Source organism: Actimicrobium sp. CCI2.3 (assembly GCF_035019065.1).
Taxonomy (GTDB): Bacteria; Pseudomonadota; Gammaproteobacteria; order Burkholderiales; family Burkholderiaceae_D; genus Actimicrobium.
Genome location: NZ_JASJWR010000036.1, coordinates 17,599 through 40,405, shown reverse-complemented (window position 1 = coordinate 40,405; position 22,807 = coordinate 17,599). Strand labels below are relative to the sequence as shown.

Annotated in this window: 25 protein-coding genes; 10 read left to right on the top strand and 15 right to left on the bottom strand. The window is 56.3% G+C overall.

What is annotated here, in order from left to right:
* Positions 1–60 precede the first annotated feature (60 nt).
* The 13 genes from QN370_RS17730 to QN370_RS17670 all read right to left on the bottom strand — a co-directional run bounded on the left by QN370_RS17730 (position 61) and on the right by QN370_RS17670 (position 10,948).
* Positions 61–1,479: a DegQ family serine endoprotease gene (locus QN370_RS17730; RefSeq protein WP_416347711.1), complete on the bottom strand. Its 1,419-nt coding sequence runs from the start codon at positions 1,477–1,479 to the stop codon at positions 61–63.
* 85 nt (positions 1,480–1,564) lie between these two features.
* Entirely contained in the window at positions 1,565–2,593 is a 1,029-nt protein-coding gene (locus QN370_RS17725; protein ID WP_322127822.1) for a MucB/RseB C-terminal domain-containing protein, read from the bottom strand.
* Positions 2,594–2,598: 5 nt separating this feature from the next.
* Positions 2,599–3,249, bottom strand: coding sequence for a sigma-E factor negative regulatory protein (locus QN370_RS17720; RefSeq protein ID WP_322127823.1), 651 nt, complete (start codon positions 3,247–3,249; stop codon positions 2,599–2,601).
* Positions 3,250–3,301: 52 nt separating this feature from the next.
* Positions 3,302–3,904 (bottom strand): RNA polymerase sigma factor RpoE, encoded by a 603-nt coding sequence (gene rpoE / locus QN370_RS17715; RefSeq protein WP_322127824.1) that lies wholly within the window; start codon positions 3,902–3,904, stop codon positions 3,302–3,304.
* A 112-nt stretch (positions 3,905–4,016) separates the two neighbouring features.
* Positions 4,017–4,556, bottom strand: a complete 540-nt coding sequence (locus QN370_RS17710) for a protein YgfX (protein ID WP_322127825.1) — start codon at positions 4,554–4,556, stop codon at positions 4,017–4,019.
* Entirely contained in the window at positions 4,556–5,809 is a 1,254-nt protein-coding gene (gene fabF, locus QN370_RS17705) for a beta-ketoacyl-ACP synthase II (protein WP_322127826.1), read from the bottom strand. Before fabF ends, QN370_RS17710 begins: the two co-directional genes overlap by 1 nt.
* Before the next feature lie 24 nt (positions 5,810–5,833).
* A complete protein-coding gene (gene acpP / locus QN370_RS17700; protein ID WP_009664389.1) occupies positions 5,834–6,073 on the bottom strand; it encodes an acyl carrier protein in 240 nt (79 codons plus the stop codon).
* 125 nt (positions 6,074–6,198) lie between these two features.
* Positions 6,199–6,951: a 3-oxoacyl-ACP reductase FabG gene (gene fabG, locus QN370_RS17695; protein WP_322127827.1), complete on the bottom strand. Its 753-nt coding sequence runs from the start codon at positions 6,949–6,951 to the stop codon at positions 6,199–6,201.
* The gene (fabD, locus tag QN370_RS17690) at positions 6,948–7,895 is read right to left on the bottom strand and encodes an ACP S-malonyltransferase (protein WP_322127828.1); all 948 of its coding nucleotides are present in this window, start codon (positions 7,893–7,895) and stop codon (positions 6,948–6,950) included. Before fabD ends, fabG begins: the two co-directional genes overlap by 4 nt.
* Before the next feature lie 29 nt (positions 7,896–7,924).
* Positions 7,925–8,911 carry a beta-ketoacyl-ACP synthase III gene (locus QN370_RS17685; protein ID WP_322127829.1) on the bottom strand — a complete coding sequence of 329 codons (987 nt, stop codon included), beginning with the start codon at positions 8,909–8,911 and terminating at the stop codon, positions 7,925–7,927.
* Positions 8,908–9,999 (bottom strand): phosphate acyltransferase PlsX, encoded by a 1,092-nt coding sequence (gene plsX, locus QN370_RS17680; protein WP_322127830.1) that lies wholly within the window; start codon positions 9,997–9,999, stop codon positions 8,908–8,910. Before plsX ends, QN370_RS17685 begins: the two co-directional genes overlap by 4 nt.
* 149 nt (positions 10,000–10,148) lie before the next feature.
* Positions 10,149–10,331, bottom strand: a complete 183-nt coding sequence (gene rpmF, locus QN370_RS17675; RefSeq protein ID WP_009664394.1) for a 50S ribosomal protein L32 — start codon at positions 10,329–10,331, stop codon at positions 10,149–10,151.
* Between the two features lie 122 nt (positions 10,332–10,453).
* Positions 10,454–10,948, bottom strand: coding sequence for a DUF177 domain-containing protein (locus QN370_RS17670; RefSeq protein ID WP_322127831.1), 495 nt, complete (start codon positions 10,946–10,948; stop codon positions 10,454–10,456).
* A 105-nt stretch (positions 10,949–11,053) separates the two neighbouring features.
* On the opposite strand from QN370_RS17670, the gene QN370_RS17665 reads away from it, so the two are divergent.
* Both QN370_RS17665 and QN370_RS17660 read left to right on the top strand, forming a co-directional pair.
* Positions 11,054–11,674, top strand: coding sequence for a Maf family nucleotide pyrophosphatase (locus tag QN370_RS17665; protein WP_322127832.1), 621 nt, complete (start codon positions 11,054–11,056; stop codon positions 11,672–11,674).
* 13 nt (positions 11,675–11,687) lie between these two features.
* Positions 11,688–12,440: an SAM-dependent methyltransferase gene (locus tag QN370_RS17660; protein ID WP_322127833.1), complete on the top strand. Its 753-nt coding sequence runs from the start codon at positions 11,688–11,690 to the stop codon at positions 12,438–12,440.
* 161 nt (positions 12,441–12,601) lie between these two features.
* Here QN370_RS17660 and QN370_RS17655 read toward each other — a convergent pair whose 3' ends face one another.
* Together QN370_RS17655 and QN370_RS17650 are read right to left on the bottom strand one after the other, a co-directional pair.
* Positions 12,602–12,835: a hypothetical protein gene (locus QN370_RS17655; RefSeq protein ID WP_322129154.1), complete on the bottom strand. Its 234-nt coding sequence runs from the start codon at positions 12,833–12,835 to the stop codon at positions 12,602–12,604.
* A gap of 287 nt (positions 12,836–13,122) precedes the next feature.
* Positions 13,123–14,619: an FAD-binding domain-containing protein gene (locus QN370_RS17650; RefSeq protein WP_322127834.1), complete on the bottom strand. Its 1,497-nt coding sequence runs from the start codon at positions 14,617–14,619 to the stop codon at positions 13,123–13,125.
* Positions 14,620–14,867: 248 nt separating this feature from the next.
* On the opposite strand from QN370_RS17650, the gene QN370_RS17645 reads away from it, so the two are divergent.
* From QN370_RS17645 to QN370_RS17610, 8 genes are all read left to right on the top strand, one after another.
* Entirely contained in the window at positions 14,868–15,881 is a 1,014-nt protein-coding gene (locus QN370_RS17645; RefSeq protein ID WP_322127835.1) for a MoxR family ATPase, read from the top strand.
* On the top strand, positions 15,878–16,762 hold the full coding sequence (locus QN370_RS17640) for a DUF58 domain-containing protein (protein ID WP_322127836.1): 885 nt from the start codon (positions 15,878–15,880) through the stop codon (positions 16,760–16,762). Before QN370_RS17645 ends, QN370_RS17640 begins: the two co-directional genes overlap by 4 nt.
* Entirely contained in the window at positions 16,759–17,637 is an 879-nt protein-coding gene (locus QN370_RS17635) for a hypothetical protein (protein ID WP_322127837.1), read from the top strand. Before QN370_RS17640 ends, QN370_RS17635 begins: the two co-directional genes overlap by 4 nt.
* Complete coding sequence (locus tag QN370_RS17630; RefSeq protein ID WP_322127838.1) at positions 17,634–18,650, top strand: vWA domain-containing protein; 1,017 nt, start codon at positions 17,634–17,636, stop codon at positions 18,648–18,650. The genes QN370_RS17635 and QN370_RS17630 overlap by 4 nt, the downstream gene beginning before the upstream one ends.
* On the top strand, positions 18,647–19,231 hold the full coding sequence (locus QN370_RS17625) for an MxaK protein (RefSeq protein ID WP_322127839.1): 585 nt from the start codon (positions 18,647–18,649) through the stop codon (positions 19,229–19,231). Before QN370_RS17630 ends, QN370_RS17625 begins: the two co-directional genes overlap by 4 nt.
* Positions 19,228–20,172, top strand: a complete 945-nt coding sequence (locus QN370_RS17620) for a vWA domain-containing protein (RefSeq protein WP_322127840.1) — start codon at positions 19,228–19,230, stop codon at positions 20,170–20,172. Before QN370_RS17625 ends, QN370_RS17620 begins: the two co-directional genes overlap by 4 nt.
* Positions 20,173–20,259: 87 nt before the next feature.
* Entirely contained in the window at positions 20,260–20,646 is a 387-nt protein-coding gene (locus tag QN370_RS17615) for a hypothetical protein (RefSeq protein WP_322127841.1), read from the top strand.
* A 294-nt stretch (positions 20,647–20,940) separates the two neighbouring features.
* Positions 20,941–22,770, top strand: coding sequence for a methanol/ethanol family PQQ-dependent dehydrogenase (locus QN370_RS17610; RefSeq protein WP_322127842.1), 1,830 nt, complete (start codon positions 20,941–20,943; stop codon positions 22,768–22,770).
* The last annotated feature ends 37 nt before the right edge of the window (positions 22,771–22,807 follow it).

Here is a 22,807-nt window from a genome sequence, read left to right as displayed (position 1 = left end):
TAAAAAATTAAACTGGACTGCTCGGGACGGCAGCAGTCCTCGCGGCGAACGGCGTTGTTATTACGTACCGGGACGAATTGGTACGAACTGTGACGCATCGCCGCGCCGGACCAGAATGACGGCCATTTTTTTTGCATCCAGCTTCGATACCAATGCGGCGAACTGCTTGGCATCCTTGATGTCCGTATTATTCAAGCGAAGCACGACATCACCTGCACGCAATCCTGCTCGCAAAGCGGCACCTTCAGCGCCACTGACGAGGACACCGCCATCGACTTTGAGCTCTTTCTTTTGCGCATCAGTTAGATCGCTGACGACGAGACCTAATGAGTTAGCGACTTGTTCGGCTTTGGGTTTTTTCTCTTCTCGCTTGGCTGTTTTTTCCGCTTCCATTTCGGCGACAACCACTTTCAAGTCGCGATTGGCACCTTTGCGCCATACGGTGAGTACCGAATTGCTACCTGGCTTTGTGCTGCCAACAAGTCGCGGCAAATCACTGGAACGCTCGATATTCACCCCATTGAACTTGAGAATAATATCGCCCGCTTCGACGCCAGCTTTTTCAGCAGGCCCTGCCGCTTCCACTCTTTGGACCAAAGCACCTTGCGCCTTGGCCAACCCGAGCGACTCGGCCACTTCTTTCGTCAACTCGCCAATCTGAACACCAATGCGACCACGGATCACTTTACCGGATTGCTTTAACTGGTCTGAAACCCGCATCGCTTCATCAATAGGCACCGCAAACGAGATGCCCATGTAACCACCTGAGCGGCTATATATCTGCGAGTTGATACCAATGACTTCGCCACGCATGTTGATCAATGGTCCACCAGAATTACCCGGATTGACAGCGACGTCCGTTTGTATCAACGGCAAATAGTCGCCGGTATCGCGTGCTTTGGCCGAGACGATACCTGCCGTAACGGTATTGTCGAGGCCAAATGGCGATCCGATTGCTATTACCCATTCGCCTACTCTTACCTTGCTCGAATCACCCAACGCTAATCGGGGAAGGCTCGCGCCTTCGATCTTGACCAACGCAACATCGGTTCGTTTATCAGATCCAATGATCTTTGCTTTGAACTCACGCTTGTCGGTCAACGTGACATAGACCTCATCCGCACCTTCGACGACATGGGCATTTGTCATCACGTAACCGTCAGCGGAAATAATAAAACCTGAGCCGACTCCACGCGAGACTTCCTCATCTGGCTGCGCAGCGCCAGGGGGCTTTGGACGCGACGGGCGGTCCGGTTGCTGTTGGCGGGGTGGAACTGGCACGCCGAAAAAGCGCTTGAAGAATTCCTGCATTTCTTCATCGTCGGCACCGACTCCAGGCGCGCCAGCTCCTGATTTCATTTTTTCCGTTGTGCGGATATTGACTACTGCAGGGCCTGCTTTTTCTACCATGTCAGTGAAATCAGGCAATCCCACTACCGCAGGCGCTGCAATGGCTGCAGTAGCAGGTATAGCCATCATTGCTTGCGCACTCAACGCGAATGCCACACTGAAAGCTAATGAATAAATTTTTCGTGTATTAATAATAGGAGATTTCATAGAGTGGTTATCTGGCTTTGAATTCAATGGAGTTGGCAACCTGCTTGATCGACGCTGCGGGCACTTCACCGACAATGGTAAGCCAAAAATCACCTTGACGCTTACCGGTAATATTCATGGCCCCTTGCTGCATTGAGCCCTCTGTTTTACTGCGCGAACCAGGCTCAATAAAAACAGAAATTGCGGCAAACCCATCCGAAAAGACTAATTGCATTAATTCACGCTGGGTGGCCAATGATGACACGCCGACGCTCGCCGAGCTTTCTTGCACGGACACATCCGAAACAACGCGTTTCACTTCACGCACAAGCTTGAATCCGGCTGGCACATTCTTGACTGACCATCCTGGCGTTGACACCGGCACCATTACGCTGTGCTCGGTATGCCAACCAGCGGTATTGCTGAAACTTGGCTTGACGCGGTTACGGTTGATATTCCCGATCTCCAGCTGGGTAAAAGCGATTTGTTCTACAACGACGTTTTTCTCATTGATTGTTTGCGCGCGCAATAACAAGCCAGTTGTTCTTTCAGCCCACAATTTATATCCGTAGCGCAGATTATCTTTCGGCTCCAATATCAGCGCCAACGAATCGTAGCCCGCCACGCGCACTGATTCACCACGCCTCACATCGTAATAGAGCGTGATGTCAGTTCCATTTGAAGCCAATATGGCAGGAAAAATATCCTGAGCGCCTTTTTTTTCAATCAGCAGCGTCTTTGATTCAGGAACATAACAAATAATCTCATCATTATTCCGGATATATTCCCGGGGTTTCCCGTCCAGAATCTCGAGCTTTTCGACTTCATTCTTCCCATCGAGAATGTGTGTAATGCGGGAAGTACGCACTTGACTAGCCTGCTGATACACAAATGTGCCTGAATAATTGACTTTTTTTGCCGCAACCTGAATGCGTTGCAACCAGTTCTGCGCATCCCGACTTTCGTCAGACAAAATGGAATCATTTGCCTTGGCAGAGCAAGCAATCAGGCTCAACAAGATGACGACAAACTTGAACGCGACTAATGTTTGCCGCATGAATATTATTTACCCGTATTGGTTGCAAAGGTGGCGGAGCGTGCAAACTGTGCGCTGCTATAAAGTGACGGAGAGAACTGTTGATGCGCGAGCATGTATTCATCCATTTGCGCATCTCGCAGGACCTCGACACGCTCCGGCGACGGCGAATCACTATTTCGGACAACCATCACATCGGAAAGTTGTCTGGAACCGTCCCCAGACTGTACCGCCAACTCCATCGAGGGCTTGCTGCCAACAGAATTGGTTGGGATCATCAACTTTGGCAAGCCGAGGTACACCACAGCGGCGGCGGCAGCCAAGCCTGGAACAAAGAATTTTCGACCTGCGGTCCAACGGACGCCAGACTCCTTCATTGATTGCACCGCAACGTGTGAGTGAACCATTTTAGGATCAACAACGTGCGTTTCAGCCGGACGTGAAATGATCGCCGGCTCGAGATCGATACGCGCTGTCAAGCGCATCAAAAATCCTGCGCTCAAGCCATTTTCCAGGTCATCCGAACGCAGGGCATCGCCTATCTGATGGTAGAGATTCCAGCAATCCTGCTCCGCTGGCTGACGTAGTTTTCGAGCGACCTCATCACAGCGATGCCGTGCCAACTCTCCATCGGCAAATGCCGAAATCTCCTCGCGTATCATGTCGTTCGCCTTCATAGCCACCTCACTAAATCACCCACACCAACCCCTGTTTGTCACTACAAATCATTCACCAGCGCTTATCGATCGCGGTTCCAAGCAATGGGCGTAGCCGCTCGGCAATCGCTTCTCGTGCCCGGAAAATCCGGCTCCTTACTGTCCCTATCGGACATCCCATTGCCTCGGCGATTTCGTCGTAGCTCAAGCCCTCAATTTCTCGCAAGGTGATGGCTGTACGCAATTCGTCCGGCAGTGCTCCCATTGCCACATTAACCGTTTCTGCAATCTGCTTGGTAGCCAGCAGTGACTCCGGTGTGTTGATATCTCTTAGGTGGTCTGCGTCTTCAAAAGTTTCTGCTTCCTCCGCATCTGCATCCGTTGATGTGGGTGCACGACGGCCCTGTGTCACCAGAAAATTCTTTGCCGTATTGATACCGATCCGGTAAAGCCAAGTGTAAAACGCCGAATCACCACGAAATTGCGGCAAAGCCCGATAGGCTTTGATAAACGCTTCCTGGACGACATCTTCTGCTTCAGCATGGTCGCGAATAAGCCGCGAGACCAATCGCATTAGCTTCCTTTGGTACTTGATCACTAACAGCTCGAACGCTTTCTTGTCGCCACGCTGAACCCGCTCGACAAGTAGTTGATCAATATCGCGCTCTGTCGTCAATCCCCATTCCCTTATATTTTAGCAACACGGACGCGGCCCAAACTGTTGACTGGTTGAAATGAGCAAAGTTCATTCACTGGATCTCGTTTGATGATGATTTTTTTCCGAAGGCTCATTGATTCTGCCCAGCTATCCAACGACACGCAACGGACAGACGGCGAAAAGCAGATGAAGAGACACAATCAGGGAAAATCAGTAGTGATTTGGTTTGACCTGTCTCGTCTTTTAATCTGAGTAGCAGCAGTGACGAAAAAATAAAACTGTTCGGCTGCAGAAGCAACACGCAATCATCATCGGACCGTATCTTGGCCGATGAAGCGACAGCCTTATCCCTGCGTGATACAAGTCTGATGTGTCCTTGCCCGGAAATATCAATACGTACAGGAGGCCGCGAAACCGTGATCTGCATGAAGACCGCTACAGCGGAGAAAAACGCAAAACCCGACAAGCCTGCGCGCAAAACAAAAGGCCAGGCTTGTTCAACGTTAACGAGTAATGCTATCGATGTTATGAAAAGCATTATCGCCATGGTCACGCAGAGTAGTTTGAGTATCCGGGAAGAAGTAATTACGGCAGTCACCGCGATTGATCTGTCGGAGCTAAAGAAAGCGCCGCCCTCTTCCGGGCGAACCCGAAAGAAAGGCAACGACATCAAATCTTACCGAACACCAAAGTGCCGTTGGTGCCACCGAAGCCAAATGAGTTTTTGACTGCAACATCAATCACCATGTCTCGGGCGACATTCGCACAGTAATCAAGATCGCAGTTCGGATCCTGATTCTCGAGATTGATCGTTGGTGGTGACTTTTGATGATGAACTGCCAGCACCGTAAATACCGATTCCAAACCGCCAGCACCACCGAGCAGGTGACCTGTCATCGACTTGGTCGAACTGACTACGATGCGCTTTGCATGGTCACCCAACGTCCGTTTGATGGCCACGGTTTCAGCCATGTCACCAAGCGGTGTCGACGTACCATGTGCATTGACATAATTGACTTCAGAACTGTTTACACCCGAATTACTGAGCGCTGAAATCATGCATCGCCGTGCACCCTCGCCATTTTCGAGCGGCGCGGTCATGTGATGCGCATCGGCACTCATGCCAAAGCCGAGCAGCTCTGCGTAAATTTTCGCACCGCGTGCCTTGGCATGTTCATATTCTTCCAGCACCATTACTCCGGCACCTTCACCGAGAACAAACCCGTCACGATCGCGATCCCATGGACGCGATGCCGCAGCTGGATCGTCATTACGTGACGACAATGCCCTGGCCGACGCAAATCCGCCAAGACCAAGCGGTGAGATTGTTGACTCCGAACCGCCAGCAATCATGACATCCGCATCGCCGTATTCAATCATGCGACCAGCCGTACCAATGCAATGCAACCCGGTGGAGCAGGCAGTGACGATAGCGAGGTTTGGTCCGCGCAGACCATACTTGATCGACAGGTGACCCGAGATCATGTTGATGATTGAGGCCGGTACGAAGAAAGGACTGATGCGACGTGGCCCACGGGCCGTCAGCTCCGCATGAGTTTCCTCAATCAGTGGCAAGCCACCTATTCCGGAACCGACGATCACCCCGATCCGGTCGGCATTTTCTTCGGTAACGATCAAGCCACTATCCTGCATCGCCTGAATACCGGCGGCCATACCATAGTGGATGAATGCGTCCATGTGGCGTGCTTCTTTTGCCAGCATGTACTCTTCAACATTGAAGTTTTTCACTTCGCCCGCAAACCGCGTACTGAAGGCAGTTGCATCGAACTTGGTGATCGTTGCGATGCCCGACTGCCCCTCAAGAACAGCATTCCATGCATCAGAAACTGTGTTTCCTACTGGTGAAATGCAGCCGAGGCCAGTAATGACGACGCGACGTGGACGTTGGCGTATGCGACTCAATAGGTTCTCCTAGACGCGATCGACTCAGGCTTTGACGTGTGCCTTGGCGTAGTCGATTGCTTGTTGAACGGTGGTGATTTTTTCTGCTTGCTCGTCTGGAATTTCCATTTCAAACTCGTCTTCGAGGGCCATGACCAACTCAACGGTATCGAGCGAGTCTGCACCAAGATCATCGACAAATGACGATTCAATCTTGATGTCTGCTTCGGCGACGCCCAGTTGCTCAGCGACGATTTTCTTAACGCGTTGTTCGATATCGGACATAGTGATACTCCATTGATTGGGTGACAGAAAGTGCGCGCATTTTATCAGGTTTGCGCATTGAGAAATTACTTTTGGCTTTCATTCTAAAGAATGATCAAGATGCTGCCTCAAGTAGTAAATTTTGATCAGCTCATGTACATGCCACCATTGACGTGGATGGTTGTGCCCGTGATGTAGCTAGCTTGCGGTGATGCAAGGAAAGCCACTGCAGCGGCGATATCTTCAGGCTGTCCCAGTCGCCCCAAGGGGATTTGCTGCGTCAACTGTGCGATTTGCGACTCGGCTAAAGCCTTGGTCATGTCGGTATCAATAAAACCTGGCGCAATGCAATTGACAGTGATATTTCGACTGCCAATTTCGCGCGCGAGCGCACGACTCATCCCGGCGACTCCCGCTTTGGCCGCCGCATAGTTCATCTGACCGGCGTTACCGGCTGAACCAACGACCGACGTGATATTGATGATCCTGCCGGCCTTGGCTTTCATCATCCCGCGCAGCACCGCCCGGGAGAGACGACCCACCGCGGTGAGATTTGTCGCAATGACTGAATCCCACTCATCCTCTTTCATGCGCAGTGCAAGCTGATCCGCTGTAATACCCGCGTTATTGACCAGAATGGAGAGGCCGCCGAATTCTTTCTGGATGCTTTCAACCAACTCCAGACAGGCAGCCGCGTTGGTGACGTCAAGTACTGCGCCTTTGCCCGCTCCGGCGCGCTGCGTATCGAGGTACGAAGAGATCGCCGCAGCACCGCCTTCGGTGGTGGCCGTGCCAATGACGATGGCACCCTGATTCACCAGTTCAATGGCAATGGCACGCCCGATGCCGCGCGATGCGCCAGTGACAAGGGCAATTTGATTTTGCAGATTCAAGCTCATGATCTTGCCACTCCTTTTAACAGCTCCAGCACGCGTTCCAGCGATGCCGTATCGATGATGGCATCGGAAACCAGGGTGCTGTCGATCCGCTTCGTCAGCCCCGACAGCACTTTACCCGGTCCACATTCGATCACGTGCGACGTGCCTGATGACGCCATTTTTTGAATCGTCTCAACCCAGCGCACAGGACTCGCAGCCTGCCTTACCAACGCATCTTTCAGGCTGGCAGGATCGTTCACGATCTCTACATCAACATTGTTAATGACAGGTACAAGGCCAGTCGAAAAATGCAGCGGCGCCAGATAGTCTCGCAACCGATCCGATGCAGGCTTGAGCAACGATGAATGAAACGGAGCCGAGACAGGAAGAATCAAGGCACGCTTTGCACCCCTGGCCTTGGCCAATTCACAAGCCCGCTCCATGGCCGCTTTACTTCCGGCAATGACAACCTGGGCAGGCGCGTTGAAGTTAACCGCCTCGACCACATCGCCCTGCGCAGACTCTTCACATAGCGCAATCACATCGGCATCCGGTAATCCCAGGATGGCAGCCATTCCGCCTTGCCCAACCGGCACTGCTTGCTGCATCGCCTCGGCGCGAAAACGCACCAGAGGAACCGCGTCCTTGAACGACAAGATACCAGCGGCAACCAGCGCCGAATATTCCCCCAAGCTATGCCCGGCAAACAGATCAGGTACGGGTCCGCCAGCGGCGATCCATGCGCGGTACATCGCGACGCCAGCGGTCAACATGACCGGCTGGGTATTGGTTGTCAGATCAAGCAGTTCTTTCGGACCTGTTGCAATCAAGCTAGCCAGATCTGTTTTCAACACCTCCGACGCTTCGGCAACCGTGTCTCTGACGGCAATATTGTCACCAAAGGCGTTCAGCATACCGATGGCTTGTGAACCCTGACCGGGGAATACAAAAGCAAATTTTGTCATGCGATCGCTTCAAAAAAAATGGATTGACTCTACATTCGTGCAACAACTGCACCCCAAGTGAAACCGCCACCGACACCTTCCATCAAGACAAGCTGCCCCGGCTTGACCCGGCCATCCCGAACAGCGGTATCGAGCGCAAGCGGGATCGATGCGGCCGAGGTGTTACCGTGCTGATCAACGGTCACGACCATTTTTTCGGCTGGCATTTTTAATTTCCTGGCCGTGCTCTGCATGATCCGGATATTGGCCTGGTGAGGGATCAGCCAGTCCAGTTCGCTGGCTGTCATGCCTGCACTTTCGAGCGCTTCGACGGCGACTTTTTCGAGCACCGAGACGGCCAGTTTGAATACCGCAGGGCCGTCCATTGTCAGGAATCCGCTGCCCGCAAGTACGCCGCCACTCACGCCGCCCTGCACGCTCAAAATATTGCCATAGCGGCCATCCGCGTGCAGCTTGGTGGCAAGAATGCCTGGCTCTGTGGAGGCGGAAAGAATAATCGCACCCGCTCCATCGCCGAACAAGACACAGGTACCACGATCCTTGAAATCAAGAATCCTGGAGAACACTTCCGCTCCGATAACCAGCACCTTTGCATGCGCGCCCGTGCGGATGAAGCTGTCAGCAACCGACAGCGCATAAATGAACCCGCTGCATACTGCCTGCACGTCCACTGCTGCGCAACCGTTGGTAATCCCTAACTTGTTCTGAACCACGCATGCAGTACTTGGAAATCCGCCAAAGTGATCTGGCGTCGACGTGGCAACGATAATCAAATCAATATCGTTGCCGGTCAAGCCTGCCATATCAAGGGCATTCAACGCGGCCTCTACGGCGAGATCGCTGGACAAAACAGTGGGATCCGCATAGTGACGCGCCGAAATTCCGCTGCGTGAAAAAATCCATTCGTCGGAGGTCTCTACGCCGTCCGCAGCGAGTCGCGCAACGAGTTGCTCATTCGTGACCCGGTTGGGAGGAAGGCAACTGCCTGTTCCGATAATTTTGCTATAAGTTGTCATGCACTATTCCGCTCATTCAAATCAAGCATCAGGCCTGCATCATTGACCAAAGGAAGAATGTCAGCCTGCGGCATCATCGACGTTATCGTGAGCGAGATACGCGACAGCACATCATTCTTCGCTGCATCGTACGCGCGTTTGATGGCCCATTCATAGCCATATCTGTCAGCGCTACCGTGGCTTTTAAAAACCAGCCCGCGCAAACCCAGCAGGCTTGCACCATTGTAACGAGACGGATTGATACGGCGGGAAATTGCCTTCAGCGCGCCGCGCGCCAGTAATGCCCCCAGCATATTCAGCGGGGAACTTCGTAACTCTGCTGCAAGCACATTTTTCACAAAGCGACCCAATCCTTCGGAGGCTTTCAGTGTGACATTCCCGACAAAGCCATCACAGACCACGATGTCGGTCGTTCCCTGAAAGATATCATTGCCTTCGACATTGCCATAAAAGTTGAGCGAACCTCGTTCATGATCGGCGCGTAACAGTGCCGCAGTGCGCTTGACGAGATCATTGCCCTTGATATCTTCCTCGCCGACATTGAGCAAACCAATCGTCGGACGCGCAATGCCTTCCATGGCAGCAACCAGCACAGACCCCATCAGAGCGAACTGATAAAGATGCTGCGGCTCGCAATCCACATTCGCGCCGAGATCGAGCATGTAGGTAGGAGCACCCTTTTGATTGGGAATAATGCCGCAGATCGCTGGACGATGAATCCCGGGAATCGTCTTCAATACGTAGCGCGATACTGCCATCAACGCCCCGGTATTACCCGCTGAAACACAGGCTTGCGCAGCACCCGTCTTGACGAGATTGATGGCTCCGCGCATCGAAGAATCTTTTTTGCGTCGCAATGCGATCTCGAGGGAATCGTCCATCTCAACAACTTCCGATGCATGGACGACAGAAATTCGTGGATGACCAGTGCGTTTGAGCTTTTTCAACTCGGCATGGATAACTTCTTCCTTGCCGACAAGAATAAGTGATGCATCCGGTTCATGATCAACGAAAGAGAGCGCTGCATGGACAGTGACAGACGGTCCATGGTCGCCACCCATGCAGTCAATTGAAATTTTAATGGTCATTGATTTGATTCAGTACCCTGCTCCAACCGCTATACAGCCAAGATTCGGTGCGACTCAAACTGATGCAACGGGATGTGTCAACACGTAAAAAAGCGGCACCAGGCAGAAAATACGCTGAGCCGCTTTTTATAATTTAATACCAACGAATGTTATTCGTCGTTTTTTGTTTTCAGGACTTTACGGCCACGATAGTAACCGGTAGGGCTGATGTGGTGACGCATGTGCGTCTCACCAGTTGTTGCTTCGACTGCCAGTTGCGGTGCAACGAGGAAGTCGTGTGAACGATGCATGCCACGCTTGGACGGGGACTTTTTGTTTTGCTGAACAGCCATGATTACTCCTAAACCCTAAGATCTCAAATTTTAACATAGTCGGTCTGTCCAACTACGACAAAACCGAGCGATACCCTGTACATGACGGCCGTGAACAGTATTCGGCTTCCTACTCAAAATCTTTACCGCTTTAAATCTTTCAATGCTGCGAATGCTGACGGCTTTTTGACGGCATCCAGCACTGCGCTTCCTGCATCCGGGCAAATATCGTGTTTGACCGATGCCGGAATCGACAGCAGCGCTTCGTCTTCGATCAAATCTAATATGAGCAAGGTTTTGGTTCCAACGATGACATCCGTATCGTCATCCGCAAGCACCTCATCGATGCGATCTGCCTCTTCTTCATCCGTTGCGATGACCAGTTTTGCGCTGGAAGATATTGCAAAATCCAGAGAACCAAGACACCGCTGACAAGACAACTTCACCGCTCCGGAAATCTCCAATAACAATCTGGGATGACCCGCGTTGTCGCTACCACCTTGGAGAGACCAGATGATTACACCAGAATCACCGGCAACTTCACTGGCAAGTCGCGGCAAATCGGCGACGGCTACCTCACCCTCCTGGCGATCTTTCAAGCGGCAAAACTCGAACACATCGATGACCAAAGCATTCATAGAGGTATTGGGACCCGGAAAACCTGCGATAATAACAGCCTTTTTCGTTATAAGTCAAAGCGTTACAGGCACTTTATGCATTGACGCACAAATCAATTTCAAATCATGTTTAAACAATCGCAACAGCACCGACTGATACTCGCATCAGGGTCAGCCTACCGACGTGAGCTACTGAGTCGCTTGCGATTGCCATTTACTGTCGCTTCACCCGACATCGACGAGGCCGCATTACCCGGAGAACTACCGGAGGCAACAGCACTGCGACTCGCGCAAGCGAAAGCGGAAGCTGTTGCACAACAGAACAGCGAAGCGCTCATTATCGGATCGGACCAGGTAGCCATTCTTGACGGCATACAAATCGGCAAGCCCGGTAATCATGACAATGCGCTCGCTCAATTGTTAACAATGCAGGGACGCAGCGTCGTGTTCCACACGGCGCTATGCTTGCTGGACACCCGTCATTCCCAAGGAATGAATGCAATACAATTGCGCAACATTGAAACGCGTGTCACCTTTCGCAATCTGCCATCAAGCCAACTCGACGCCTATCTGCGCATCGAACAGCCATACGACTGCGCCGGCAGTGCCAAGAACGAAGGTCTCGGGATTGTCTTGATCAAATCAATCGACAGTAGCGATCCGACCGCCCTCACCGGGCTACCTCTCATTGCACTTACCAGCATGCTCCTGCAAGCTGGCGTGACATTTTTTGGCCACTCACTTTAGTAAAGCGACATTCATGGCAGGCATCCTGTATCTCATTCCCAATACGCTCAGTGCCGCATTGAGTGCAACCGACCAGTTACTGGCAACCATCATTCCCGATGAAGTTCAGAAAATCACTGCACGACTCGATTACTTCATTGCCGAAAATGCAAAAACAGCGCGGGCACATTTAAAGCTGGTCTCACGCAACTATCCACTGGCCATCGCGTTGCAAGAAATTCGCATCGATGAATTGAATGTCAATACAGAGTCCACCATGCTTCCGGCACTGCTCGCTCCCGTACTGGCAGGACGCGATGCCGGACTGATTTCCGAGGCAGGGGTCCCTGCAGTCGCCGATCCGGGAGCAAATCTGGTACGACTTGCGCATCAACATGGCATCCGGGTCCGGCCACTGGTCGGCCCTTCCTCGCTATTGTTGGCGGTCATGGCTAGTGGCCTGAATGGTCAAAGCTTCGCCTTCAATGGCTACTTGCCGATAGACCCGGGTCAACGCATCAAACGGATCAAGACGCTCGAAGACCGCTCGCGGCAGGAAAAACAGACACAGCTGTTCATCGAAACGCCTTACCGCAACCTTGGCTTGCTGGAAGCACTGACCGCTACCTGCTCGCCAGGTACGCTCATTTGCATTGCCACCGAACTGACAACGGAAGAAGAAACAATCCGCACCCAGACAGTGACGCAATGGAAGCGCGACCTGGCAGCCGGAAAAACGCCGGATTTTCACAAGAAACCGACTGTCTTCCTGTTGCTTGCAGAATAGCTCTGACTCGAAGTCATCGTCACCTTCGATCACATTGACTTTACAGTTGCGCTTTTTGAAGATCGGCTTACTGCCCAGCTCGACCTGACTGGCCGAGGACACACCAGCCCACAATCGTCATTGGTGCAATTACGTCACGATTGGCCAGCTCATCCTTGCCATCAGGAGGAGGTCAAGTCCAGACCGAGCATCCTCGCAAAGAGGAAGGTGACGAGCATCAGCCCCAGGAGCGAGAGCACGAAGATGGCGACCACCTTGCCACCCGCGCGCGCAACCGCGCGCTTATCCTTCAATGTCTTTCCTTGATCGTAATGCCACTTGATGGCAAAGAACATCCCCGTGCCAAGCACGAGAACCTTGAACGCAATTAAAACTATCGGAATCCACTCCATCATTTTGCTCATTTCCAGGTGATTACATTGACACTGTCTATCGTGATTACCGCTACCTTCAAACGCAGCTTCAGTAGCGTCATTGCTTATTCAAAGCATCGCCTCAGGCATCCTGCTTGAATCTTTCATTACTTCTATTTTTCATTCATCCTGCTTTTTCCCGCTTCTCCGCTTGACCCGGCCCTTGTCGCTCCAAGACGGTCCAGTGGCCCTGCACGGAAGACTCACATCAAAAAAGAATCGTTCATGGGCTGATCGGGCAGGTGCGCTGACGTCATCGGTCACCCCATTCAGAACAGCCCGGCCTGGGTTGATCCCGACCTCTTCTGCCCTGCACTGCCGCTGCCAGCGCGCTGCCGGATACCCGCGGCGACCTGCGCGTCGGCGACCCGGGAACGCGCCTCGCGTGCGGCTTTCAGATGGTCGACCAGTGGTGCCGGATAATCGCTACCGATGGTGACTCCGCAGTCCGCTTGCACGGCGGGCGACATGGTCCAGGGTTCAAAAATGTAGGCATCCGGCACAGCCTGCAGCGCAGGTAGCCATCGCCTTACAAATACCCCCTTGGGATCGAGTTCTTGCGCCTGCTTGACCGGATTGTAAGCCAGCATGCTGCCAGCTCCCGCCGTACCCGCATGAATCTGCATCTGGTTGTAGTGGATGGCCGGTTCGTAGTCGACAAATTCGCGCGCAAGAAACAGCGCCGGTTCGCGCCAATGCAGCCACAGTTCGTTGACCGCAAAAGAGAGCACCATCCCGCGCAGGCGCATGTTTATCCAGCCCGTGTGATGCAGCATCTTCATCGCTGCATCCACCATCGGATAACCAGTCTCGCCGTTTTTCCACTGCACAAATCGCGCCGCATCGAATTGCTCTTCGCGCAAACCTGTCATGCCGGGATGAATGTTATCGAATTCAAGCCGGGGCATCGATTCCATGTTCTGGAAATATCCCGCACGCCAGCTCAGCCGGTCGGCAAAAAAACGCAGGGCAGAAATCAGGCGTTCTTGCCGATAGGCGTTGGAAGCCATATCCGGCGAGCCCACGCGCCGGTTCATCGCCAGAACGATTTCACGCATCGTGATCACTCCCTGAGCCAGAAACGGACTGAGCCGCGAGCATCCATGCTCGGCGGTTAACGGACTGGAAATCGACTGCGGATAACGGATGATCTTGGTCCGGACGAATTCGGTCAGAAGGCGTATCGCTTCGGCACGCCCGCCTTTGATGCGACCGGGTTTATCGTGACCGGCGCCCTGCAGAGGCGTGACAGGCTCGGCCAGCATCGGGTCCAACCGCGACGGGACAATATTGCGAGGTGCCTTGACCGGCTCGCTGCTTGAATACGCTTCGAGTTCGGCGAGCCAGTCTCGCTTCGTGCGAGAAGTGAGTCCGCGCAGAACGCCATTCTGTGGATACTGGCGCCACAGCACGCCACGCTGCCGGCACCATGCGGCGACCTGTTTGTCACGCTGATACGAAACCCAGTTTCCGGTTTCTTCGTGACTCCACAGGGTGGCAAATGGCTGCTGCTGCCAGATTTTTTCAAATACTTCAGTGGCCGAACCGGTCATCTCGACAAGCTCGGCACCACGCTCCTGTAACGCCGCATTCAGGCTATCAAGGCATTCCCGGATGAAAGCGCCATGGGAGGCAGAGAAATCCGGCGCAAGAATGATATCCGGTTCATGCAGAAACAGCGCGAGCACGGGACCAGTCGCCGCAGCGTCCGTCAGCGGTGCGTGGTCTCGAATGCGCAGATCATGCTTGAACCAGACGATTTCCATTAACTCGCTTCCTTCATCACTTTCCAGGAGTTCCGCCGGCGACCAGTTCAGGTGTCATTACCTGCGTTCCGAATCAAAAGAACACTCGCCGGACGGCCCTACAGGATACGGCACTTTGCCAATTGACCTGTGTGCGTCGCTGCGCGCGTCGCTGTGCCCACTCGCTGGCACGTCCCCTGCTCTACCTCACCCACAAGTCCCAGCTCGAACAAACTACCTCTCCCACCCCATAGAAAGATGTCCCGGACATGGATGCACTGCTACAGGATTGGCGCACTCGTGCGTTGCAAGTGGAACAGGAGGTCGGACGGGCCGTCATCGGCCAGGCAGCGGCCCTGCGGCTGATCAATGTTGCGTTGTTTGCGCGCGGGCATGTGCTGCTCGAAGGCGATGTCGGCGTTGGCAAGACCACCGTGCTGCGGGCTTTTTCGCGGGTGATCGGCGGTGCCTTCGAGCGCGTCGAAGGCACCGTCGACCTGATGCCGGGCGACTTGATTTACCACACCTTTGTGGATACGGAAGGCCGCCCGCGCATCGAGCCAGGGCCGCTACTGCGGCATGGCGAAGCATTGACAACGTTCTTTTTCAACGAGATCAACCGGGCCCGTCCGCAAGTGCAATCGCTCCTGCTGCGGGCGATGGCGGAACGCTCGGTGTCGGCCTTTAACCGCGAATACCGTTTTCCGCACATGACCGTGTTTGCCGACCGCAACCGCATCGAACGCGAAGAAACCTTCGAGCTGGCCTCGGCGGCACGCGACCGCTTCATGTTCGAGCTACGCATGATCACGCCGGTCGATCGCGAAGTACGCCGCGCGCTGGCGCTTGACCCGCTGTACCACGACGCCGACCTGCTGCTCGAACAGGTCACCCCGGCGATCCTGCCGTGGCAGGAACTCAACCCGATTGCCGCGGCCATTCAGACGAGTGTGTCGGCCAGCGCTGCGCTGCAAGACTATGTGCTCGACCTCTGGCAAGCGACCCATACGCCGCGACAGTTCGGTATCGCCATCGATGGCGTCGACATGGAACGGCTGGTACTGGCCGGTGCCAGTCCGCGCAGCATCAGCAGTCTGATGCGTGCAGCACGGGTGGTGGCCTGGCTCGATGAGCGCACGTACCTGCTACCCGAAGACATCGCCACGGTGTTGCCTGCTGCGCTGGGTCACCGACTATTTTTTACGCCGATCTACGAAATGCAGCATGCCGCCATTGCCGACGCCTTCGTTGCGCAATTGACCGCACGGATTGCTGCACCATGAAAACGGACCCGTCCTTGCCGATGCCACCTGACCTCAACGACACCACCTTCCATTACCGGGTCGGTGGTCGCGCCGATGGCCGTCGTCCGGGCGCGCACGCCGGTCGCACCGGCGGGACCGGCAATGCATTCCTGGCCCACGCGCGGCTGTTCGATCATCCCGATCCGCGCCGGCTGGATTTGCGGGCGTCGCTGCGTGCCGGCACCAATGAATGGCTGGTGCGTACCTACCGGCAACGCGCCGCAGTGACGCTGCTGGCGGTGGTCGATGTATCGGCATCGATGGCATACGGATCGCCACGCAAGCTCGATGTCGCGGCTGATTTCGTTGCGTCCATGGGTGACAGCGCCTACCAGACCGGCGACACGGCAGGCCTGCTGGCTTTTGATAGTGCCACCCGTGATGACCTGTACCAGCCGCCCCGGCATAGTCGCGTGATCGGCCAGGCCATGGCCGCGCAACTTCGCGCTGCCGCACCTGCTCGTGCTCCGGGTTGCGGCGTCCAGGCGGCGCTGCAGCCACTGGCAGGACGCGAGGCCCTGGTGTTTCTGGTCTCCGATTTTCACTGGCCGCTGGAACAGGTGGCAGCAGCGCTCGACCTGCTGGTGCGGGCATGGGTGGTGCCCCTGGTACTGTGGGACGAGCAAGAAATGCAGCCGCCTGCCCTGCCTCATTTTGTGCGCTTGCGGGATGCCGAAAGTGGCGCATTGCGTTCGCTGTGGCTCACGCCACGGCTGCGTCGCCAGTGGCAGGAACAGTTGGCCGAACGCCGTCGACAACTCGACGTCCTGTTCGCCAAGCGCCAACTACATCCGCTTTACCTGACCGGTCGCTACGACCCGATACAGTTGTCGCAGTACTTCCTGGAAGGCACACGATGAGACTCCTGCCATGGACACTTCTGGCGACCGTTCTGCTGTTTGCAAGCCAGCACGCCACCGCGGTTGTTCCACCCGGACGCGCCGAACTGTCGCGCAGTTATGGCATCGTCATCGGTGACGGTCTGCAGCAGCGCATCGCGCTGGGGACACCAGCGTCGCCCTTCATGCTGACCGGATTGCCGCCAACCGGACGCATCGGCAACTCGCTATGGCGGCGCAGCGCGGACATCGGGATCGACGCTGCCGGTCAGCACTGGCTGCAACTGGACTACCAGATCATCAACACCCCGCAGACGCTGTCAGTCTGGACCTTGCCAGCGCTGACCCTTGCGGCCGGCACCGGCACGCTTGCCGTGGCCGGCATGCCGTTTTCGATCGCGCCGTTCACCCCGGCGCAACCGTTTGATGCAGCGGCGCTGCCAGCGCTGCAACCGGATGACGTCCCTGCAGCCGTCGCACTCGCCCCCATCGAACTGCGCATTCGGCTTGCCGCCATTGCCTTGCTGGCGACGCTGCTGGCATGGAGCAGCGTTATCGGCTGGCGGTACGTGCGACGCGGCCGGCATTTGCCGTTCGCACGGGCAGTGCGTGACCTGCATGCCCTGAGCGTGCAACCCGACACGACCGATCCGCTGGCGGCGCAGCGCCGGCTACACCATGCGCTCAACGATGCTGCCGGTGAGGTCGTGCGTCCGGCGACCCTCGCCCGCCTGCTGACCAGTTCGCCTTATCTGCTGTCCGAAAAAGCCGCACTCGCCGCGTTTCTGGCCACGTCGCAAACAGTGTTTTTTGGTACCCGGCCCGCACCTGACGCGGCGACGGTCATTGCGCTGGCGCGACGCTTGCGCCGGCTTGAGCAACGGCACGCCCCATGAGCGACTGGGCCTTGCCGAAGCTCCTGTTTGCATGGCCATGGTGCTTGCTGGCACTCGTGCTGGTCGCCTTGCCACTGCGCCGCCGACGCCATGAAGAACAGGTATTCGGATGGACAGGCTGGTTGCCGCCGGACCCGCTGGGATTGTGGCGCGCCCGACTGGAAATTGCGCTAGGCATGCTGGCCATCGCGGCCACCGTGCTCGGCTTGGCGGGTATCGCCTCGCCTGCCACCACCATCGAAAAAACCGGCAGCGGTGCCGAGATACTCGTGCTGCTAGACCGCAGCGCCAGCATGGATGATGCCTTGCGCGAGCAGGGCGCGCAGACCCCGCTGACCGATAAATATGCCGAACCCAAGAAGCGCAAGATTGCCCGCGCTGCGCTGGCCGAGTTTGCCGCCGGCCGGCCGCACGATGCCATCGGCCTGATGATGTTCAGCGAAAACCAGTTTCAGGTGATGCCGTTCAACATGCGCCCCGACATGATCCAGGCCGCGATCCAGGCCGGTGGTGTCGGTTCGGGATTGGGCAATACCGATGTCGGTAGCGCCATGCTGGCGGCGGTGCGTACGTTTGATGACCGGCCTGACAGTGGCAGCCGGATCATCATGCTGGTATCGGATGGCGGCGCTCAAATTGCCCCGCCGGTGCGCGTGCAGATCGCCGCTGGCCTCCAGCGCAACCGCATCGCGCTGTACTGGATCTATCTGCGCTCGTACAACCAGCCGGCACTGGCCGACAGCGACAGTGCCGAATTTGATGAGGTGGCCGAAGTCGCGATGCACCGCTACTTCCGTTCGTTGTCCACACCGTATCGCGCTTTTGAAGCCGAGAACCAGGCCTCGATGCAGCGCGCCATCGAGGCCGTGGGCCGCCAGCAAATGCTGCCGATCACCTACCAGTTGCGGGTGCCGCAGGTCGACCGGGCCGCACTCTGCTACCTGATCGCCGCGCTCGCCTGCGCGACTTTATGGCTACTGCGCCGCAGCAGCAACCCGGGAGCTTCGCCATGAAATCACGCACCATCCACCTCGCGGGCGGCGTGCTTGCCAGCGTCTTTCTGGTGGTCCTCGGCATGGCCATGACAGAGCGAACTGCCGCACTGGCATTGAACCGCGCCCTGCTCGCACCACCTGCCGTCGCTGCGACCGCTGCTCCCGAGGACCCGCGCATCAGCGCCGCACGCGGCGTGCAACTGGCCCGCGCAAACGAGCTCGATGGTGCGCGACGCAACCTGCAATTGGCAGTACAGGGAAACGATGAGCGTGTCAGCAATCAGGCCCGCTTCAACCTTGGCAATCTGGCGCTGCGCGAGGCCCTCGCTATGCAGAGCGATGAAGAAAAACAGGCCGGACTGCTGGCTCTGGCGAAACAGCACTATCGCGAAGTCTTGCTGCGCGAACCGCAGTACTGGGCCGCTCGCTACAACCTCGAACGGGCGCTCTGGCTGGCACCGGAAGCAGGGATTGCGGCAACCGGCGACAGCATCAATACCGCCAAAGAACTGGAGGGCTCGACCAGCCGCAACAACACGAACGATGGCAGGGAAGGCGCCGCCACCACCATGCAGCCCGATGGCGGAGGCTTGCCGTGAAACTGCTGATGTGGCGACTCGCCTGGCGCGACCGATTACTTTCAGGTGCGGCGGTATTGCTGATCGTCGCCAGTGTCCTGCCGCCGGTCCCGCTGACGCGCACGGTGGTCAATCACCTGGTGGTGTTCGATATTACCCAGAGCATGTACGTGACTGACCAGCAGCGCGATGGTCGCGCCGTCAGCCGTCTCGACGCCGCGCGTGAGGGACTGGTGCAGGCGCTGGGGCAACTACCCTGCGGCTCGCAGATCGGACTGGGGATTTTTTCCAGCCGGCGCACCTTGCTCTTGCTGGCACCGCTGGAAGTGTGCAGCAACCGGACCGAGCTGACACAAGCCATCCGGCAGATCGATGCACGCATGGCGTGGGAAGACGCCAGCGTGATCGTCCGTGGCGTCTACAGCGCGACCGACGTGGCCTACGAATTGCCGCAACATCCATCGGTCATCTTCATGACCGATGGACAGGAGTCGCCGCCGATCGAAACAATCCCCGACTTCGACCGCCCCAAAGGACGCATCAACGGCATGCTGGTCGGCGTCGGCGGTGACGTGGCACAACCGATTCCACGCCTCGACAGGCAAGCCCGGCAAGTGGGCTGGTGGTCTGCCGGCGATGTCGTGCAGCGCCCGGCTCGGGCGGGATTGGGCCCAAGCCACGAACATCTGTCAGCGTTGCAGGGCCGCTATTTGCAGGCACTGGCGCAAGTCAGCGGATTGCACTACGGACGACTCGACTCCGACTCGGCACTGGTACGACTGCTGACCGATGACCGCTTTGAGCGCTCGCTGGTGGTAGCGACCGATGTGCGCTGGCTGCCCGCCGCGCTGGCAGTATTTCTGCTCGCTGGTGTGTTCTTGACCGTGCCACCGCAGCTGCCACGATGGATAACACGATGGCTGGCCCGGTGGCGACTGCGCAGAAACCGGCACACGTTGTAGCGTCGTTGTGCCAGGCACGGATGACCTGCCCGAACCGGTGTCGGTCGTGGCCACACCGACAGCAGTGGCACTGATCTTGCGGATGAGATGTTTTCTGAAACGGGAAACACCATGACTTTTTTATCGCCACGCCTCGCAACGGGCACCCCGCTTCTGCTTCTGCTGGCGATTGCTGCGCCGATGACCGCGCAGGCAAACGATTTTCCGACCGCGTCGCGGGTCGAGTACGTGTTCGAATGCATGAAGAATCACGATAGCCAATACGAGTATCTGTACAAGTGCTCCTGCTCGATCGACGCCATTGCAAAGCAACTACCGTTCAATGATTACGCCGAGCTCTCCACCGCAAACCGCCATCAGGGATTAGGCGGCGAGCGCGGTGCTGAATTTCGTGACCCGACTCTCGTCAAGGACATGGTCAGAAAATACAAGCAGGTCGAACAGATTGCGGCTGATGCCTGCTTTATCAAATAACGCGTGCCGCAGACCGGGCCCTCCTGCGCGGTCAGGCCACTTGTTATTGCTCGCCCTCGCGGAACACATCGTCTTTCCGTTGTTCAGCAAACGGCACACTGTGCAGCGCCGTCAAGCCCGCTTTGCCTGCGCAACCACTGCCCCGCCTCGCCATCGCCGACTGGCATGGTAAGTGCTGAACCTTGCAGACGACTGGTCGTCGACAGCGAGAGTCTTTGGAGAGATTTCCGCCGGTAAGGGCAGCATGCGTTTTCCGCATCACGACAAACATCACAATAATTATTGGAGGTAGACATGTCTTCGAAGGCAATCCTGAAACACCTGCTGTGCATGGCAGGCGTCCTGGCGGTGAGCAATTCCGTACTCGCCGACGAGCAACTCAGCAAGGCGATGGCCAGTCCGAAAAACTGGGCATCGCAAGCCGGTGACGACGCCAACCACCGCTATAGCAAACTCACCCAGATCAACAGCACCAACGTCAAGGAACTGCAAGTGGCGTGGACGTTTTCGACCGGGGTATTGCGTGGTCATGAAGGCGGACCGCTGGTCGTCGGCGATACGATGTATGTCCACAGTCCCTTCCCGAACAAGGTGTATGCGATCAACCTGGAAGACCAGAGCATGCGCTGGAAGTACGAGCCGCGCCAGGACGCCGGGGTGATTCCGGTCATGTGCTGTGACACCGTCAATCGCGGCGTGGCGTATGGCGATGGCAAGATCATCCTGCAACAGGCCGACACGACGATGGTGGCGCTCGATATGAAGACCGGCAAGGAAGTCTGGAAGGTCAAGGTCGGCAATCCGAAGGTCGGCGAATCCAACACCAATGCACCGCACATCTTCAAGAACATGGTCATCACCGGCATTAGCGGCGGCGAGTTCGGCGTGCGCGGCCGACTGACCGCGCATGACCTGAAGACCGGCAAGGAACTGTGGAAAGCCTACAGCGTCGGCCCTGACGCCGACATGCTGATGGATCCGGCCAAGACCATGACCTGGACCGACGGCAAGATGGCACCGGTGGGCAAGGATTCCTCGCTCAAAACCTGGTCCGGCGATCAATGGAAAATCGGCGGCGGCACGACCTGGGGCTGGTACAGCTACGACGCGGATACCAACCTGCTGTACTACGGCACCGGCAATCCGTCGACCTGGAATCCGTCGCAGCGACCGGGCGACAACAAGTGGTCGATGACGATTTTTGCGCGCGACCTCAATACCGGCAAAGCCAAGTGGGTCTATCAAATGACACCGCATGATGAGTGGGACTATGACGGCGTCAACGAAATGATCCTGGCCGACATCAAGGTCGCCGGCAAGCCACGCAAGACACTGGTGCATCTGGACCGTAACGGCTTTGGTTATACGCTCGACCGGGTTACCGGCGAATTGCTGGTCGCTGAAAAGTTTGATCCGAAGGTCAACTGGGCTACCCACATCGACATGAAAACCGGCCGTCCCGCAGTCGCCGCCAAGTACAGCACCAGCAAGGGCGGTGAAGACGTCAACGTCAAGGGTATCTGTCCGGCTGCGCTGGGCAGCAAGGATCAGCAACCTGCTTCGTTCTCGCCAAAAACCGGGTTGTTCTACGTGCCGACCAACCATGTCTGCATGGACTATGAACCGTACAAGGTCGATTTCACCGCCGGTCAGCCGTATGTTGGCGCTACCGTTTCGATGTTCCCGGCACCGGATAGCCATGGCGGCATGGGTAACTTCATTGCGTGGGATGCCGGTACCGGAAAAATCGTCTGGTCCAAGCCAGAGAAATTTTCCGTCTGGAGCGGCGCGCTGGCGACCGCCGGTGACGTCAATTTTTACGGCACGCTGGAAGGCTTCATCAAGGCCGTCGATAACAATGGCAAGGAGCTGTGGAAGTTCAAGACGCCGTCCGGCATCGTCGGCAACGTCAACACCTGGGAATACAAGGGCAAGCAGTACATCGGCGTCCTGTCGGGCATCGGTGGCTGGGCGGGTATCGGCATGGCGGCAGGCCTGACAAAACCCAACGAAGGCTTGGGTGCAGTTGGCGGCTACAAGGAACTGTCGAATTACACCGAGCTCGGTGGTGTCCTGACTGTCTTTGCGCTACCCGGCACGGTGGCCGTGGCGTCGGCGAAATAGTCCGTCGTCCTTCATCGGCACAACGACGGCCGGATCA

Excerpts from the sequence above, each read along its gene's own strand:
- QN370_RS17730 (WP_416347711.1), bottom strand. The coding sequence starts at position 1,479 with ATGATGGCTATACCTGCTACTGCAGCCATTGCAGCGCCTGCGGTAGTG.
- QN370_RS17725 (WP_322127822.1), bottom strand. The coding sequence starts at position 2,593 with ATGCGGCAAACATTAGTCGCGTTCAAGTTTGTCGTCATCTTGTTGAGC.
- QN370_RS17720 (WP_322127823.1), bottom strand. The coding sequence starts at position 3,249 with ATGAAGGCGAACGACATGATACGCGAGGAGATTTCGGCATTTGCCGAT.
- QN370_RS17710 (WP_322127825.1), bottom strand. The coding sequence starts at position 4,556 with ATGTCGTTGCCTTTCTTTCGGGTTCGCCCGGAAGAGGGCGGCGCTTTC.
- acpP (WP_009664389.1), bottom strand. The coding sequence starts at position 6,073 with ATGTCCGATATCGAACAACGCGTTAAGAAAATCGTCGCTGAGCAACTG.
- fabG (WP_322127827.1), bottom strand. The coding sequence starts at position 6,951 with ATGAGCTTGAATCTGCAAAATCAAATTGCCCTTGTCACTGGCGCATCG.
- fabD (WP_322127828.1), bottom strand. The coding sequence starts at position 7,895 with ATGACAAAATTTGCTTTTGTATTCCCCGGTCAGGGTTCACAAGCCATC.
- QN370_RS17685 (WP_322127829.1), bottom strand. The coding sequence starts at position 8,911 with ATGACAACTTATAGCAAAATTATCGGAACAGGCAGTTGCCTTCCTCCC.
- plsX (WP_322127830.1), bottom strand. The coding sequence starts at position 9,999 with ATGACCATTAAAATTTCAATTGACTGCATGGGTGGCGACCATGGACCG.
- rpmF (WP_009664394.1), bottom strand. The coding sequence starts at position 10,331 with ATGGCTGTTCAGCAAAACAAAAAGTCCCCGTCCAAGCGTGGCATGCAT.
- QN370_RS17670 (WP_322127831.1), bottom strand. The coding sequence starts at position 10,948 with ATGAATGCTTTGGTCATCGATGTGTTCGAGTTTTGCCGCTTGAAAGAT.
- QN370_RS17665 (WP_322127832.1), top strand. The coding sequence starts at position 11,054 with ATGTTTAAACAATCGCAACAGCACCGACTGATACTCGCATCAGGGTCA.
- QN370_RS17660 (WP_322127833.1), top strand. The coding sequence starts at position 11,688 with ATGGCAGGCATCCTGTATCTCATTCCCAATACGCTCAGTGCCGCATTG.
- QN370_RS17655 (WP_322129154.1), bottom strand. The coding sequence starts at position 12,835 with ATGATGGAGTGGATTCCGATAGTTTTAATTGCGTTCAAGGTTCTCGTG.
- QN370_RS17650 (WP_322127834.1), bottom strand. The coding sequence starts at position 14,619 with ATGGAAATCGTCTGGTTCAAGCATGATCTGCGCATTCGAGACCACGCA.
- QN370_RS17645 (WP_322127835.1), top strand. The coding sequence starts at position 14,868 with ATGGATGCACTGCTACAGGATTGGCGCACTCGTGCGTTGCAAGTGGAA.
- QN370_RS17640 (WP_322127836.1), top strand. The coding sequence starts at position 15,878 with ATGAAAACGGACCCGTCCTTGCCGATGCCACCTGACCTCAACGACACC.
- QN370_RS17635 (WP_322127837.1), top strand. The coding sequence starts at position 16,759 with ATGAGACTCCTGCCATGGACACTTCTGGCGACCGTTCTGCTGTTTGCA.
- QN370_RS17630 (WP_322127838.1), top strand. The coding sequence starts at position 17,634 with ATGAGCGACTGGGCCTTGCCGAAGCTCCTGTTTGCATGGCCATGGTGC.
- QN370_RS17625 (WP_322127839.1), top strand. The coding sequence starts at position 18,647 with ATGAAATCACGCACCATCCACCTCGCGGGCGGCGTGCTTGCCAGCGTC.
- QN370_RS17615 (WP_322127841.1), top strand. The coding sequence starts at position 20,260 with ATGTTTTCTGAAACGGGAAACACCATGACTTTTTTATCGCCACGCCTC.
- QN370_RS17610 (WP_322127842.1), top strand. The coding sequence starts at position 20,941 with ATGTCTTCGAAGGCAATCCTGAAACACCTGCTGTGCATGGCAGGCGTC.